A 14,436-nucleotide genomic window follows, 5' to 3' on the forward strand; every position below is an offset into this window, starting at 1 on the left:
GGTTTCCCATCGGTCGCGGCGCTCGACGGCGCCGGGCAGTCACGGCGTCGTCGGAGTGAGGGTGGGTGGAGCGAGACGGAACGGGCGGGCTCGTGGCCCAGTCGTTCCGGTAGACAGGCACAACCTCGTGGCGAGGAGGTGCTATTCCCGTTCGCGGCGAAGGATAGGAACGTATGCAGTTCGTGCGCGCGCGAGGCGGGGATCAGGGAGCGGGCGCGGGCCCGTCGGTCGGCGACGGCTCGGGGAGCCATCCGTCGAGCAGGCCCTCTTCGGGAGCGAGCTCGGTCTCTTCGCGGCGCTCGCGTTCGGCGTCGTCGCGGGCCAGGCCGGCCCGCTCGGCGTCGGCCGCGTCGCGGGCCTCGGAGTCTCGGTCAGGCGTCTGGTCGGTCATGCCGCCACGATACCGCGCACGGCCGACACTGCTCTGGCCACCGCGTCTGCGGCGAGCGAAACCTCCTCGGCCGTGGTCTCCCGGCCGAGGGTGAACCGCACGGCCGTCTGCGCCAGTTCGGCGGGCACGCCCATCGCGGTGAGCACATGCGAGGGCTCGTCGCGTCCGGCGGCGCACGCCGAGCCGCTCGAGGAGAGGACGCCGTCGCGTTCGAGCTCGAGCAGCACCGCCTCGCCGGCGGCGCCGGGGAAGACGAACGACGCCGTGCCCGGGAGCCGGGCCACCCGGTCGCCGGTCAGCTCGGCGCCGGGGATCTCGGCGAGCACCCGGTCGACGAGCGCCTCGCCGAGGGCGCGGACCCTGGCCGAGGCATCCGCTCGTTCCTCCTCCGCGAGGCGCAGCGCGGTCGCGAACGCCACGGCACCCGCGACGTTCTCCGTGCCGGATCGGCGACCGCGCTCCTGGCCGCCGCCGTGCAGCACGGGCTCGATCGGCAGCCGTCCGCGCACGATCAACGCCCCCGTGCCCTTGGGCGCGCCGACCTTGTGTCCGGCGAGCGAGAGCGCGTCGGCACCGAGCCCGTCGAGGCCGAGCGGCAGCCATCCCGCGGCCTGCACGGCGTCGGTGTGCACGGCCGCGCCGGCCGCGTGCGCGATGCGTGCGAGCTCGGCGACCGGCTGGACCGTGCCGACCTCGTTGTTCGCCAGCTGGACGGACACGAGCGCGGTGTCGGGCCGGATGACCCGGGCCAGGGCATCCGGGTGCACGAGGCCGCCGCGGTCGACGTCGACCACCGACACCTCGAAGCCGTGCCGGCGCTCGAGGAAGCGTGCGGACTCCAGCACCGCCTCGTGCTCGATCGCCGAGACGACGACGTGCCGCCCGCGGGGTGTCGCGAGCGCGAGCCCCTTCACGGCGAGGTTGTCGGCCTCGGTGCCGCCGCCCGTGAAGACGGCGTCACCGGGCCGTGCCCCCACGACCGCGGCGACCTCGGCCCGGGCCCACTCGAGCGCCCGGGCCGCCTCGTCGCCGAGGCGATGCCGGCTCGACGGGTTGCCGAACGCGCCCGTGAGGTAGGGCCACATCGCCTCGAGCGCCTCGCGGCGGACCGGCGAGGTGGCGGCGTGGTCGAGGAAGATCACCTGGGGCTCCGTTCAGCCGATCGCGATGTCGAGTCCGAGGTCGAGCGAGCGCACAGAGTGGGTCAGCGCGCCCACCGAGATGACGTCCACGCCCGTCGCGGCGATCTCCGCGACCGTCTCCAGCGAGACGCCGCCCGACGCCTCCACGATGGCGCGGCCGGCGATGCGGGCGACGCCCTCGCGCAATTCGTCGGGTGTGAAGTTGTCGAGCATGACGGTGTCGGCTCCGCCGGCGAGCACGGCGTCGATCTGGTCGAGCCGGTCGACCTCGACCTCGAGGTGGGCGGTGTGCGGCATCCGCTCACGCGCGGCGCGGAGGGCGCTCGCGAGGTCGACGCCGCCGGCGGCGAGCACCGCGAGGTGGTTGTCCTTCGCCATCACCGCGTCGGAGAGGCTCCGGCGGTGATTGCGGCCGCCGCCGTCGCGGACGGCCTGCCGCTCCAGGCTGCGCAGGCCCGGCGTGGTCTTGCGGGTGTCGACGATGCGGGCGGTGGTGCCCGCGACGGCGGCGACGTAGGTCGCGGTGAGCGTCGCGATGCCGGACATCCGCTGCACGAGGTTCAGGGCGACGCGTTCGGCGCGGAGGATGCCCCGCGCCGGGCCGGTGACGCGCGTCAGCACGGCTCCGGCGTCGAAGCGGTCGCCGTCCGCGGCGAGCGGCTCGACGGCGATGCGCGGGTCGGCCAGGCGGAACGCCGCGGCGAAGACGTCGACCCCCGACAGCACGCCCGCTTCACGCGCGACCAGGTCTGCCGCGGCGGTCGCCGTCTCGGGGATGAGGGTTTCGCCCGTGAGGTCGCCCCACGGGGCGTCCTCGTCGAGCGCGGCGCCCACGATCCGTTCGATCTCGCGTCGGTCGGTCATCAGGCGGCCTCCAGCTCGGGTGCGGTGGATGCCCCGGCCGGGGCATCCGATCGGAAGTGGGCGCCGACGCTCTCGCGACGTGCCAGGGCGGCGTCGACGGTGAGCCGGGCGAGGTCGAGCAGGTTGCGGTCCTCCGCACTCGCCCGGTCGACGGGGTCCGGCGCGCGCCAGGCGGCGAGCCGGGCGGATGCCTCGGCGAGACCCGCCGCGTCGCGTTCGAGGCCGGCCCGGGTCCACATGAGCTGCTGCAGTGCGGCGCGGTCGACCGTAGGCGCCTCCGCCCGGATCGCAGCCGGGGCCGACCGTCGGGCCGCGTCTGCCGGATCGCTCGAGTCCGCGGCGCCGGCCTGGCGGGTGGCATCCTCAGCAGCGGCTCCGCCGGCTAGCGCGCGTGCCGCTCGGTCGGCGAAGACCGCGGCCTCCAGCAGCGAGTTCGAGGCGAGCCGGTTCGCGCCGTGCACGCCCGTGCGGGCGCACTCGCCCACGGCGAGCAGGCCCGGAAGGCTGCTCCGGCCGTCGAGGTCGGTGATGATGCCGCCCATGGCATAGTGCGCGGCCGGGATGACGGGGATGGGTTTCCGCGACCAGTCGAAGCCGGCATCCCGCGTCACCCGGTCGAGGCCGGGGAACCGGCGGGCGAGGAACGCGCCGCCGAGGGCGGTCGCGTCGAGCAGCACGGCGGAGCCGCCCTGCTCGGCCATACGACGCCAGCTCGCCCGGGCGACGACGTCGCGAGGAGCGAGTTCCGCGCGCGCGTCGACGGCGGGCATGAATCGGATGCCCCGCGCGTCGAGCAGTACCGCCCCCTCGCCGCGGACGGCCTCGGAGATGAGCGGCGTGCCCGGCGCCGCGAGCGCTGTCGGGTGGAACTGGGTGAACTCGAGATCGGCGACCGCCGCGCCCGCCCGCCACGCTGCGGCCACGCCGTCGCCGGTCGCGACGGCCGGGTTCGTCGTATGCCGGTAGAGGCATCCGCTGCCGCCCGTCGCGAGCACCACGGCGTCGGCGCGATGCTCGGCGACCGTGCCGTCGGCGTGCAGGATCGCCGCGCCGGTCACGCGGCCGCGCTCGACGAGGAGGTCGACGAGCATCGCCCGCTCGACGATCGAGACGGCGCGGCGGCGGACGGTGGCCACGAGCGCCTGCTCGATCGCCGCGCCGGTCGCGTCGCCGCCCGCATGCACGATGCGGGCGCGGGAATGCGCGGCCTCGAGCCCGCGGTCGAGGCCCGACTCGCCGCGATCGAACTCGACGCCGAACCGGATCAGGTCGCGAACGCGCGCCGGGCCCTCGTCGCAGAGCACGCGGACGGCGGCGGGGTCGCCGAGACCGGCGCCGGCTTCCAGCGTGTCGCGGAGGTGCCGCTCGACCGAGTCGTCGGGGAAGAGGGCCGCGGCGATACCGCCCTGCGCGTAGCGCGTGCTGCCCTCGGCGAGGTCGGCCTTGGTCACGAGCTCCACGCGGTGCCCGGCGTCGGCGGCGCGCACCGCGGTCCACAGCCCCGCGATGCCGCCGCCGACCACCAGGACGTGCCCCATGTCAGGCCCCGGCGGCACTGGTGGTCTGTGCGCCCGGCTTGGCTGCGAGCATGCGCTCGAGGGCGACGCGTGCCGGCGCGGCCACCGCGTCGGGCACGGTGATGCGATTCACGACGCGGCCGGCGACGAGCTCCTCCAGCACCCAGGCGAGGTAGCCCGGGTGGATGCGGTACATCGTCGAGCACGGGCACACGACCGGGTCGAGGCAGAAGATCTCGTGCTCGGGATGCTCCGCCGCGAGGCGCTGCACGAGGTTGATCTCGGTGCCGATGGCGAACGTCGACCCGGCGGGTGCGGCCTGGATGGCCTTCACGATGAAGTCGGTCGAGCCCGCGGCATCCGCGGCGTCGACGACCGGCATCGGGCACTCGGGATGCACGATGACCCGCACGCCGGGCTGCGACGCCCTGGCCGCCTCGATCTGGTCGACGGTGAAGCGCTTGTGGACCGAGCAGAAGCCGTGCCAGAGGATGACGCGGGCGTCCTCGAGGTCGGTCGCCTCGTTGCCGCCGAGGGGTTTGCGCGGGTTCCACATCGGCATCCGCTCGACGGGCACGCCCATCGCCTTCGCCGTATTGCGGCCGAGGTGCTGGTCGGGGAAGAACAGCACCCGCTGCCCGCGCTCGAACGCCTGCTCGAGCACCGTGCGCGCGTTGGAGGACGTGCACACGATGCCGCCGTGCCGGCCCACGAAGCCCTTCAACGCGGCGCTGGAGTTCATGTAGGTGACCGGGATCACAGGCACCCGGCCGTCGGCGTCGACCTCGTCGAGGCCGCCGTAGACCTCGGCGAGCTGCTCCCAGCATTCCTCGACGCTGGACTCGTCGGCCATGTCGGCCATCGAGCAGCCGGCCGCGAGGTTCGGCAGGATCACGGCCTGCTCGGGGCGCGAGAGGAGGTCGGCCGTCTCGGCCATGAAGTGGACGCCGCAGAAGACGATCGCCTCGGCGTCGGGGCGGGTGAGCGCCGCGTTCGGGAGCTGGAAGGAGTCGCCCACGAAGTCGGCGTGCCGGATGACCTCGTCGCGCTGGTAGAAGTGACCGAGCACGACGACGCGCTCGCCGAGGGTCGCTTTCGCGGCCTCGATGCGCGCGTGGAGTTCGTCATCCGACGCACGGCGGTACGCCTCGGGCAGCGAGCCCTGGCGCGGCGAGCCGGCCGGGATGACGTCGCCCATGGACGCGCCCGGCCCGTAGCCGGCCGGGCCGGCGTCGAACTCCCACGGTCCGCGGGCGAGCTCGGGGGAGCACGCCGCGCCGGCCGCGGCGCCCGTCGAAATGAGACGGATGCTGCGATCGACGGATGCCGCGTCGCGGAGCTCGTCGGCGGTGATGGTCATGGCCGTGGCCTTTCTTCTCGGAGCGCTTGGTCCGCCCGGAACGGCTCGTCCGCCAGGAACGGCTCGCCGGTGCGCCGACCTGCGGGTGCGGTGTCGTAGCGGTAGAGCTTCGGCGGCCGATGCGGGGTGCCGGCGACGACCTCCCCGGTCTCGCGCAGGCCGCCCGACGCGAGCATCGTGCGCCGGAAGTTCGCGGGGTCGAGCCCGCGCTGCAGCACGGCCTCGTACACGGAGCGGAGCTCGGCGAGGGTGAACGTCTCGCCGAGCAGCGCGTGGGCGATCTCGGAGTACTCGACCTTGGTGCGCAGGCGCCAGAGCGCGTACTCCACGATGCGCCGGTGGTCGAAGGCGAGCTCGGGCAGGTGGTCGGCGGGCACCCAGCGCACGTTCGGGCCGGTCGCGGCCTTGGCCGCTTCGTCGCTTCGTACGAGGGCCCAGTAGACGACGGAGACGACGCGCTCGTCGGGGGAGCGGTCGACCTCGCCGAAGGTGTACAGCTGCTCGAGGTAGGTGGGGGCGAGCGCCGTGGTCGCGCGGAGGGTCCGGGCGGCGGCGGCCTCCAGCTCTTCCGCCGCGGGCAGCCAGCCGCCGGGCAGCGCCCATCGGCCGAGCTGCGGCTCGCGGGTGCGGCGGACGAGCGGGATCCAGAGTGCCGGCCGCCCGCTCGCGTGGTCGGGGCGGAGGGCGAAGATCACGGTGGACACGGCGAGCCGGATCTCGGGCACGGGTCTGGCCACGGGACACCTCGCCTTCCGATCGGGGAAACCGAACCTTCGAGTCAGCCTGACTCGAAGTGGGGATGCGCTCAGCTTACAGTCATCCCGACCAGAACCGGGAATCGCCGCGATCGATGGGCCCGGGGCATCCACCCGCTAGACTGACCGGACAATCTCACACCGGGCCATCGACGCGTCGCGGGAGAGCCGGCAGCCCAGCCATCGGCAGGGCCGGCCGGCACCGAAGGAGCAAGCCTCCCCGCCAATCTCTCAGGTCACACACCGCGATGACGAGGCCGCTCTGAAAAGTGGATCGAGCAGGCTCTGCCTCGTCCCGCCCAAGGTGAAAGCGCCCGAGCCCGACCGCTCGGCGTGAAACTCTCAGGCCCATGACAGAGGGGGAGTTCTCAACAGCGGCATCCGCCGCGCGATTCGCGCGACCCAGGAGAACTCGTGACCACATCAGGCCCCACCCGGGCGCGGCTCAGCCCGCTCGACGCCGTGCACCGCGCCGCCGGCGCATCGTTCACCGACTTCGCCGGCTGGCAGATGCCCGTGCGGTACTCCTCCGACCTCGCCGAGCACAAGGCCGTCCGCGAGCACGCCGGGCTGTTCGACCTGTCGCACATGGGCGAGATCTTCGTCGTCGGCGCCGAGGCCGGCGCGGCCCTCGACCACGCGCTCGCCGGCAAACTCTCGGCGATCGCCGAGGGCCAGGCGAAGTACTCCCTCCTCCTCGCCGAAGACGGCGGCATCATCGACGATCTCGTCGTCTACCGCACCGGCGACGACCGCTTCATGGTGGTGGCCAACGCCGCCAACCGCGAGACCGTCGCGGCCGAGCTGACCGCGCGGGCCGACGGGTTCGACGCCTTCGTCTCCGACGAGAGCGACGACATCGCGCTCATCGCCCTGCAAGGTCCGGACGCGCTCGCCGTGCTGCTCGAGACCGAGGGCTTCGGCGTCGACGGCCCCGGCAACGACGACGAGGACTTCGACCGCACGCTCACCGAGCTGAAGTACTACCGCGCGTTCGCCGCGACCTTCGACGGCGAGCCGGTGCTGGTCGCCCGCACCGGCTACACCGGCGAGGACGGATTCGAGCTCTACCTCGCGCCCGAGCGTGCGGCCCGGCTGTGGGAGGCGCTCCGCGAGACCGGCGGGCCCCGCGTCGTGCCGTGCGGACTCGCGAGCCGCGACACCCTCCGGCTCGAGGCCGGCATGCCGCTGTACGGGCACGAGCTGACCCGCGACACCCTGCCCGTGCAGGCCGGTCTCGGCCGCGTCGTCGCGCTGTCGAAGGACGGCGACTTCGTCGGCCGCGCCGCCGTCGAGCGCGGCCCCGGCGAGGATGCCCCCGTGCTGGTCGGCCTCACCGCCGAGGGTCGCCGGGCTCCGCGCGCCGAGTACGAGATCTACGACGGGCCCGGCGAGGACGCCGTGCGCGTCGGCGTCGTGACGTCGGGGGCGCTGTCGCCGACGCTCGGCCACCCGATCGCCCTCGCCTACGTCGCGCCGGGGGCCGCCGAGCCCGGCACCACGCTGCACGTCGACGTGCGCGGCACGCGCGTGCCCGCCGCCGTCGTCGCGCCGCCGTTCTACCGCCGCTCCGCGTGAGCCGCGGCATCCCGTCAGCCACCACCGACCCAGCACGCCGTCAGCCGCGATCGAGGAGACACCCATGACCGACGTCACCGCCCTGCAGTACACCGAAGAGCACGAGTGGGTGCGCCTCGACGGCGACACCGCCGTCATCGGCATCACCGACTACGCCGCCGAGAAGCTCGGCGACGTCGTCTACGTCGACCTGCCCGCCGCGGGCACCGCCGTCAGCGCCGGCACCGTCGTCGGCGAGATCGAGTCGACCAAGTCGGTCGGCGAGCTCTTCGCCCCCATCGACGGCGAAGTCGTCGAGGCGAACCAGGCCGTGATCGACTCGCCCGAGCTCGTGAACTCCGACCCGTTCGGCGAGGGCTGGCTGCTGAAGATCTCCGCCGGCGAGCTGCCGAAGCTGCTGAGCCACGCCGAGTACCGCGCCCTCGTCGGCGAGTAAGGAACGACCCGCCCGATGAGCACCTCCTCGACGTACGACCTCGACGCCTTCGGGCGCCGCCACATCGGCACGACGCCGGCCGACCAGCAGCGCATGCTCGATGCGCTCGGCTACGACTCGCTCGACGCCCTGATGGATGCCGCCGTGCCGACCTCCATCCGCATGCGCGAGGTCGTCGACTCCGCGATCCCGGCCGCGGCGACCGAACGCGAGGCGCTCGCCGAGCTGCGGGCACTCGCCGAGGCGAACACGGTGCGCACGTCGATGATCGGCCTCGGCTACTCCGGCACGATCACGCCGGCCGTGATCCAGCGGAATGTGCTCGAGAACCCGAGCTGGTACACGGCCTACACGCCGTACCAGCCCGAGATCAGCCAGGGCCGGCTCGAGGCGCTCATCAACTTCCAGACCATGGTCGAGGACCTCACCGGCCTCGACATCGCGAACGCGTCGATGCTCGACGAGGGCACGGCCGTCGTCGAGGGGATGCTCCTCGCCCGGCGCGCCTCGAAGTCCGCGTCGAACCGCTTCGTGGTCGACGCGGACGCGCTGCCGCAGACCCTCGCGCTGCTCGAGTCGCGCGCCGACGCCGTCGGCATCGACCTCGTCGTCGCCGAGCTCGGCGAGCACACCGATGTCGCCGCGCTCGGCGAGCACTTCGGGCTCTTCGTGCAGTACCCCGGGGCGTCCGGGCGGGTCTGGGACCCGGCATCCGTCATCGCGGCCTCGAAGGCGCAGGGCGCCCTCGCCGTCGTCGCGGCCGACCTGCTCGCGCTCGCGCTCATCACGAGCCCCGGCGAGCTCGGCGCCGATGTCGCGGTCGGCACCTCGCAGCGCTTCGGCGTGCCGATGGGCTTCGGCGGTCCGCACGCGGGATACATGGCCGTCCGCAAGGGGCTCGAGCGGCAGCTGCCGGGCCGCCTCGTCGGGGTCTCGGTCGACGCGGCCGGACACCCGGCCTACCGGCTCAGCCTGCAGGCCCGCGAACAGCACATCCGCCGCGAGAAGGCGACCTCGAACATCTGCACCGCCCAGGTCCTCCTCGCCGTCATGGCGTCGATGTACGCCGTGTACCACGGGCCGCGAGGCATCCGGCACATCGCGGTCTCGACCGCGCAGAAGGCGCGGGCACTCGCCGGGGTGCTGACCGGGTACGGGCTGACGCTCGCGAACGAGGGCTACTTCGACACGCTCGAGGTGCATGTGCCCGGCCTCGCCCGCACGGTGGTCGAGCGCGCCCGCGACCTCGGCCTGCACCTGTGGGAGACCGACGAGGCGACCGTGCACGTCGCCGTCGATGAGACGACCACCCCCGCGCAGCTCGCGCTCGTCGCGCGCGCGTTCGGGCTGCCCGACGAGACCGAGGTCGTCGTCGAGGTCGCCGAGCAGCCGGCCTCCGTGCCCGCCGCGCTCCGGCGCACGTCGTCGTACCTCACCCACCCCGTCTTCAACACGCACCAGTCCGAAACGCAGATGATGCGGTACCTGAAGACGCTCGCGGACCGCGACTACGCCCTCGACCGCGGCATGATCCCGCTCGGGTCGTGCACCATGAAGCTGAACGCCGCGACCGAGATGCAGGCGGTCACGTGGCCGGCGTTCGCGGAGCTGCACCCCTTCGCGCCCGAGGCCGACGTGGTCGGCTCCCTCGGCCTCATCGAGCAGCTCGAGACCTGGCTCGCCGAGGTGACGGGGTACGACACCGTGTCGCTCCAGCCGAACGCCGGCAGCCAGGGCGAGCTCGCGGGCCTCCTCGCGATCCGCGGCTACCACCTCGCGAACGGCGACACCGAGCGCGACCTGTGCCTCATCCCGTCGAGCGCCCACGGCACCAACGCGGCCTCCGCGGTGCTCGCCGGGATGCGCGTCGTCGTGGTCGCCACCGACGAGCTCGGCAACGTCGACCTCGCCGACCTCCGCGCCAAGATCGCCGAGCACGCCGACCGTATCGCCGCGCTCATGATCACCTACCCGTCCACCCACGGCGTGTACGAGCACGACGTGCGCGACGTCTGCCAGGCGGTGCACGACGCCGGCGGCCAGGTGTACGTCGACGGAGCCAACCTGAACGCCCTCCTCGGCTTCGCCCGATTCGGCGACTTCGGCGGCGACGTCTCGCACCTGAACCTGCACAAGACGTTCTGCATCCCGCACGGCGGCGGCGGCCCGGGCGTCGGCCCGGTGGCGGCGAAGGCGCACCTCGCGCCGTATCTTCCGGGTCACCCCCTCGCGCAGCGTGCGGACCACGCGGGCGGCGTCGTGCACGGCGGCGGCCCCGTGTCGGCCGCGCCCTACGGCAGCCCCTCGATCCTGCCGATCTCGTGGGCGTACGTGCGCATGATGGGCGCCGAGGGCCTGCGGCAGGCCACCGCCTCCGCCGTCCTCGCCGCAAACTACGTCGCCGCGCGACTTCGCGAGCACTTCCCGGTGCTGTACACGGGCGAGCACGGCCTCGTCGCGCACGAGTGCATCCTCGACCTGCGCCCGCTCACGGCCGCGACCGGCGTGACGGTCGACGACGTCGCGAAGCGGCTCATCGACTACGGCTTCCACGCGCCGACCATGTCGTTCCCCGTCGCGGGCACGCTCATGGTCGAGCCCACCGAGTCGGAGGACCTGGCCGAGCTCGACCGGTTCGTCGAGGCCATGGTCGCGATCAAGGCCGAGGCCGACGCCGTCGGACGAGGCGAGTGGCCGGCCGAGGACAACCCGCTCCGGAACGCGCCGCACACGGCCGAGTCGGTCATCGCGGGGGAGTGGACGCACCCGTACACGCGCGAGCAGGCCGTCTACCCCGTGCACTCGCTCGTGCGGAACAAGTACTGGGCCCCGGTGCGGCGCATCGATCAGGCGTACGGCGACCGCAACCTCGTCTGCGCGTGCCCGCCGGTGGAGGCCTTCGCGTAAGACGGTTGCCGGCCGCGGGCCGTGCCGAGGCCCGCGGACGGTTCAGGCGCGGACGGGGCGCATCCGGACCGTCGCGTGCCGCCCGCGTTCGGTGAGGACGCGGGCGGCGCGGCGGCGCGCCTGCTCGGTGGCGCGCCGCTCGGCGGCGGCGAGCTCCCGCTCGTCCGGGGCGAGGAGGTGCTCGGTCGCGTGGTGGGCGAGGAGGCCGGCGGCGTAGGCGTGTGCGAGGTCCATGGATCGAGGCTCGCCCCGGCTGCGCTCCGCCGGAACCGGGCGGTCACGCAGTCCGCCCCCGGGAGTACACTGAGGATCTCTCGGTTAGGGGGCCGCGAATGATCTCCGTCGATCTCGTCGCCGTACTCGCGAGCGTCGCCTTCGTGGGCGCGATCGTCGGGTCCACCCTGCTCGCCTCGGACGGGCTCGGGCTCGACCGACGGGCCGCGATGCTCGAACGACGCGATCCCGGCACCGCCGAGGCGCTCCGCCGGGCCGGCGCGATCGGCGACTACTCGCGCGGCGGCATCTTCGGCGACGAGGCCTTCGCGGCGGTGTGCACCCCGACGAGACGATCGGCGCTCGACATGGCGCGCGTGCGCGCCACCGACTCCGACCTGCGCATCGAGCCGCCCGAGGAGGCGCTGCCGCCGATGCCCGCCACGGTCGTCGCGCTGGCCAGCGGGACGCACGTCGCGACGAGGCATCCGTCGCCCGCCGGCTCGCCCGCCGGCCCGGCGGCACCGCGTCCCGCGGCACCAGCGGTCACGCCGACGGGGGAGCGAACAGCGCCGGCCACCACATCGCCGCGAGCGGATACCCGATGAAGGAGACCAGGTCGAGCACCCAGTGCGCGACGACCAGCGGCATCGTGCGGCCCCACCGCGTGTAGCACCAGCCGAAGACGATGCCCATCGCCACGTTGCCCGCGAACGGGCCGAAGCCCTGGTAGAGGTGGTACGTGCCCCGCAGCACGGCGCTCGAGAGGATCGTCGCCCACGGCCCCACGCCGAGCTCCCGCAGTCGCGTGAAGAGGTAGCCCACCACGATGACCTCCTCCGTGAGCGCCGCCTTCAGCGCGGCCAGCACGAGGATCGGGATGGTCCACCAGTGCGCGTCGAGCGGCGCGGGCACGACCGCCACGGTGAACCCCAGCGCGCGCCCGGCCGCGTAGAGCGCGAGACCAGGGACGCCGATGACGGCGACGAGCGCGAGTCCGGATGCCGCATCGCGACCCGGCCGGGTGAGGTCGAGCCCGATGCGTCGGAAGGGGTCGACGCCCGGCCGCCACAGCAGGTACAGCACGAGCGCGACGACGGCGAGGCCGAACACGACGTCGAGGAACTGGTAGGTGAAGTCGAGCCACTCGCGGCTCGACCGCGACTGATTGATCGCGGCCGACTGCTGCGACAGCGGCGTGTCGGCCGTCAGGCGCGCCACGATCGAGACGATCGAGTACACGGCGGATGCCCCGAGCGACAGCGCCAGCACGATGGCGACCTCGATCCGCAGGCGAACGGCCCTCTGCATGCAGGAATCCTCGCATGGAGCGGCCGCACGCAAGAATCGTGCGCGCCGCGACGGAATCGACCCGACCCGCGAGTGCCTCAGGTTTCGCGTCGGTAACGGTTTGCCATTGGGTTTGGACTCGGACCTCGCAGGTTCGTAGTCTCGGGGTACCCGCGCGCGCACTGCCATAAGCCGTGTCGTCGTCGCGCACATCTCACAGGAGGAACATTGAAGATCAAGAGAATCGGCGTCGCCGCCATTGCTCTTGCCGCCGCCGGCGCGCTGACGCTGGCGGGCTGCACGAGCGGCGGCACCGAGCCCACCGAGGGTGCGAGCTCGTCGGCCGTCATCACCACGAACGGCTCCGAGCCGCAGAACCCGCTGGTCCCGACCAACACCAACGAGGTCGGCGGCGGCAAGATCCTCGACGCCATCTTCGCCGGCCTGGTCTACTACGACGCCGAGGGTGCCGCGCACAACGACGTCGCGGAGTCGATCGAGACTGAAGACGCGCAGCACTACACGATCAAGCTCCGCGAGGGCCTGACCTTCTCGAACGGCGAGCCCGTCACGGCGAACTCGTTCGTCGACGCCTGGAACTACGGCGCCGACACCGCCAACGAGCAGCTGTCGCAGTACTTCTTCGAGTCGATCGAGGGCTTCAGCTACGACGAGTCGGTGCCCGAGCTGCCCGGCCTCGTGGTCGTCGACGACACCACGTTCGAGGTCACGCTCAAGCAGCCCGAGTCGGACTTCCCGCTCCGCCTCGGCTACTCGGCGTTCTACCCGCTCCCCGAGTCGGCCTTCGAGGACCTCGAGGCGTTCGGTGAGAACCCGGTCGGCAACGGCCCGTACATGCTCGACGGTGAGGGCGCCTGGAAGCACAACGAGGAGATCAACCTCGTCGTGAACCCCGACTACGACGGTCCCCGCACCGCGCAGAACGGCGGCCTCGACATCATCTTCTACGCCACGCAGGACGCGGCCTACGCCGACCTCCAGTCGGGCGCCCTCGATGTGCTCGACGCCATCCCCGACAGCGCGCTGGAGATCTACGAGGACGAGTTCGAGGGCCGCTCGGTCAACCAGGCCGCCGCGATCTTCCAGTCGTTCACCATCCCGGGCCGCCTCCCGCACTTCTCGGGTGAGGAGGGCCAGCTCCGCCGCGCCGCCATCTCGAAGGCGATCAACCGCGAGGAGATCACCGAGGTGATCTTCGCCGGCACGCGCACCCCGGCGCACGACTTCACGTCGCCGGTCATCGACGGCTACTCCGAGGACATCCCCGGCGCCGACGTGCTCGACTTCGACCCCGACGCCGCGAAGGAGCTGTGGGCCCAGGCCGACGCCATCTCCCCGTGGACCGGCACCTTCCAGATCGCGTACAACGCCGACGGCGGCCACGCGAGCTGGGTCGACGCCGTGTCGAACCAGCTGAAGAACAACCTCGGCATCGACGCGTCGGGCGCTCCGTACCCGACCTTCGCCGAGGCGCGCACCGAGATCACCAACCGCACCATCCAGACCGCGTTCCGCAGCGGTTGGCAGGCCGACTACCCGGCGCTGTTCAACTTCCTCGGGCCGCTGTACGGCACGGGCGCGGGCTCGAACGACGGTGACTACTCGAACCCCGAGGTCGACGCGCTCCTCAAGGAGGGCCTCGCCGAGACCGACATCGACGCCGCCAACGAGAAGTTCCAGGCCGCGCAGGAGATCCTCTTCAAGGACCTCCCCGCGATCCCGCTCTGGTACTCGACGGTCAACGGCGCGTGGAGCGAGGCGGTCGACAACGTCGAGTTCGGCTGGAACTCGGTGCCTCTCTACCACGAGATCACCAAGAGCGAGTAATTCTCGATCGAAGACCGCCTGGGGTTAGACTCTCAGACGGCCGTGGGGCGGCAGCCGGTAGGTTGCCGCCCCACTCCCACGTATCCGCGCGGTGCGCGTTCGGCGTAGCATCGTGTGGTCACTCGCATCACGGTG

The 14,436-nt window shown here is 72.8% G+C and carries 13 protein-coding genes and 1 riboswitch; of the genes, 5 read left to right on the plus strand and 8 right to left on the minus strand.

All coding sequences use genetic code 11. The annotated features are described in order from the left end of the window. Positions 1-202: 202 nt before the first annotated feature. The 6 genes from ABIQ69_RS06015 to ABIQ69_RS06040 are packed head-to-tail and all read right to left on the minus strand — an operon-like array spanning position 203 to position 6,011. Positions 203-391, minus strand: a complete 189-nt coding sequence (locus ABIQ69_RS06015) for a hypothetical protein (RefSeq protein ID WP_350349470.1) — start codon at positions 389-391, stop codon at positions 203-205. Beyond that, the gene (locus ABIQ69_RS06020; RefSeq protein WP_350349471.1) at positions 388-1,533 is read right to left on the minus strand and encodes a cysteine desulfurase family protein; all 1,146 of its coding nucleotides are present in this window, start codon (positions 1,531-1,533) and stop codon (positions 388-390) included. The genes ABIQ69_RS06015 and ABIQ69_RS06020 overlap by 4 nt, the downstream gene beginning before the upstream one ends. Positions 1,534-1,545: 12 nt before the next feature. Continuing rightward, positions 1,546-2,397 (minus strand): carboxylating nicotinate-nucleotide diphosphorylase, encoded by an 852-nt coding sequence (gene nadC / locus ABIQ69_RS06025; protein WP_350349472.1) that lies wholly within the window; start codon positions 2,395-2,397, stop codon positions 1,546-1,548. Then, positions 2,397-3,935: an L-aspartate oxidase gene (gene nadB / locus ABIQ69_RS06030; protein WP_350349473.1), complete on the minus strand. Its 1,539-nt coding sequence runs from the start codon at positions 3,933-3,935 to the stop codon at positions 2,397-2,399. The genes nadC and nadB overlap by 1 nt, the downstream gene beginning before the upstream one ends. A gap of 1 nt (position 3,936) precedes the next feature. Beyond that, positions 3,937-5,274: a quinolinate synthase NadA gene (gene nadA, locus ABIQ69_RS06035; protein WP_350349474.1), complete on the minus strand. Its 1,338-nt coding sequence runs from the start codon at positions 5,272-5,274 to the stop codon at positions 3,937-3,939. Further along, positions 5,271-6,011, minus strand: a complete 741-nt coding sequence (locus ABIQ69_RS06040; protein WP_350349475.1) for an NUDIX domain-containing protein — start codon at positions 6,009-6,011, stop codon at positions 5,271-5,273. Before ABIQ69_RS06040 ends, nadA begins: the two co-directional genes overlap by 4 nt. Positions 6,012-6,179: 168 nt before the next feature. Further along, positions 6,180-6,285, plus strand: a riboswitch (glycine riboswitch). A gap of 158 nt (positions 6,286-6,443) precedes the next feature. Between ABIQ69_RS06040 and gcvT the strand changes: the two genes are divergently transcribed. The 3 genes from gcvT (at position 6,444) to gcvP (ending at position 10,950) form a co-directional block, all read left to right on the plus strand. Then, complete coding sequence (gene gcvT, locus ABIQ69_RS06045; RefSeq protein ID WP_350349476.1) at positions 6,444-7,607, plus strand: glycine cleavage system aminomethyltransferase GcvT; 1,164 nt, start codon at positions 6,444-6,446, stop codon at positions 7,605-7,607. 64 nt (positions 7,608-7,671) lie between these two features. Beyond that, entirely contained in the window at positions 7,672-8,043 is a 372-nt protein-coding gene (gene gcvH / locus ABIQ69_RS06050) for a glycine cleavage system protein GcvH (RefSeq protein ID WP_350349477.1), read from the plus strand. 15 nt (positions 8,044-8,058) lie between these two features. Beyond that, positions 8,059-10,950 (plus strand): aminomethyl-transferring glycine dehydrogenase, encoded by a 2,892-nt coding sequence (gene gcvP / locus ABIQ69_RS06055; protein ID WP_350349478.1) that lies wholly within the window; start codon positions 8,059-8,061, stop codon positions 10,948-10,950. A gap of 42 nt (positions 10,951-10,992) precedes the next feature. Here the strand turns inward: gcvP and ABIQ69_RS06060 are convergent, their stop codons facing one another. Then, complete coding sequence (locus tag ABIQ69_RS06060) at positions 10,993-11,184, minus strand: hypothetical protein (RefSeq protein ID WP_350349479.1); 192 nt, start codon at positions 11,182-11,184, stop codon at positions 10,993-10,995. A 98-nt stretch (positions 11,185-11,282) separates the two neighbouring features. On the opposite strand from ABIQ69_RS06060, the gene ABIQ69_RS06065 reads away from it, so the two are divergent. Then, positions 11,283-11,771: a hypothetical protein gene (locus ABIQ69_RS06065; RefSeq protein WP_350349480.1), complete on the plus strand. Its 489-nt coding sequence runs from the start codon at positions 11,283-11,285 to the stop codon at positions 11,769-11,771. Here ABIQ69_RS06065 and ABIQ69_RS06070 read toward each other — a convergent pair. Further along, positions 11,710-12,474 carry a CPBP family intramembrane glutamic endopeptidase gene (locus ABIQ69_RS06070; protein WP_350349481.1) on the minus strand — a complete coding sequence of 255 codons (765 nt, stop codon included), beginning with the start codon at positions 12,472-12,474 and terminating at the stop codon, positions 11,710-11,712. The two genes, ABIQ69_RS06065 and ABIQ69_RS06070, sit on opposite strands and share 62 nt — an antisense overlap. A 207-nt stretch (positions 12,475-12,681) precedes the next feature. Here ABIQ69_RS06070 and ABIQ69_RS06075 point away from each other — a divergent pair, with 207 nt between their 5' ends. After that, positions 12,682-14,301: an ABC transporter substrate-binding protein gene (locus ABIQ69_RS06075; protein WP_350349482.1), complete on the plus strand. Its 1,620-nt coding sequence runs from the start codon at positions 12,682-12,684 to the stop codon at positions 14,299-14,301. Positions 14,302-14,436 lie beyond the last annotated feature (135 nt).

It is taken from the genome of Agromyces sp. G08B096 (genome assembly GCF_040267705.1).
Lineage (GTDB): Bacteria > Actinomycetota > Actinomycetes > Actinomycetales > Microbacteriaceae > Agromyces.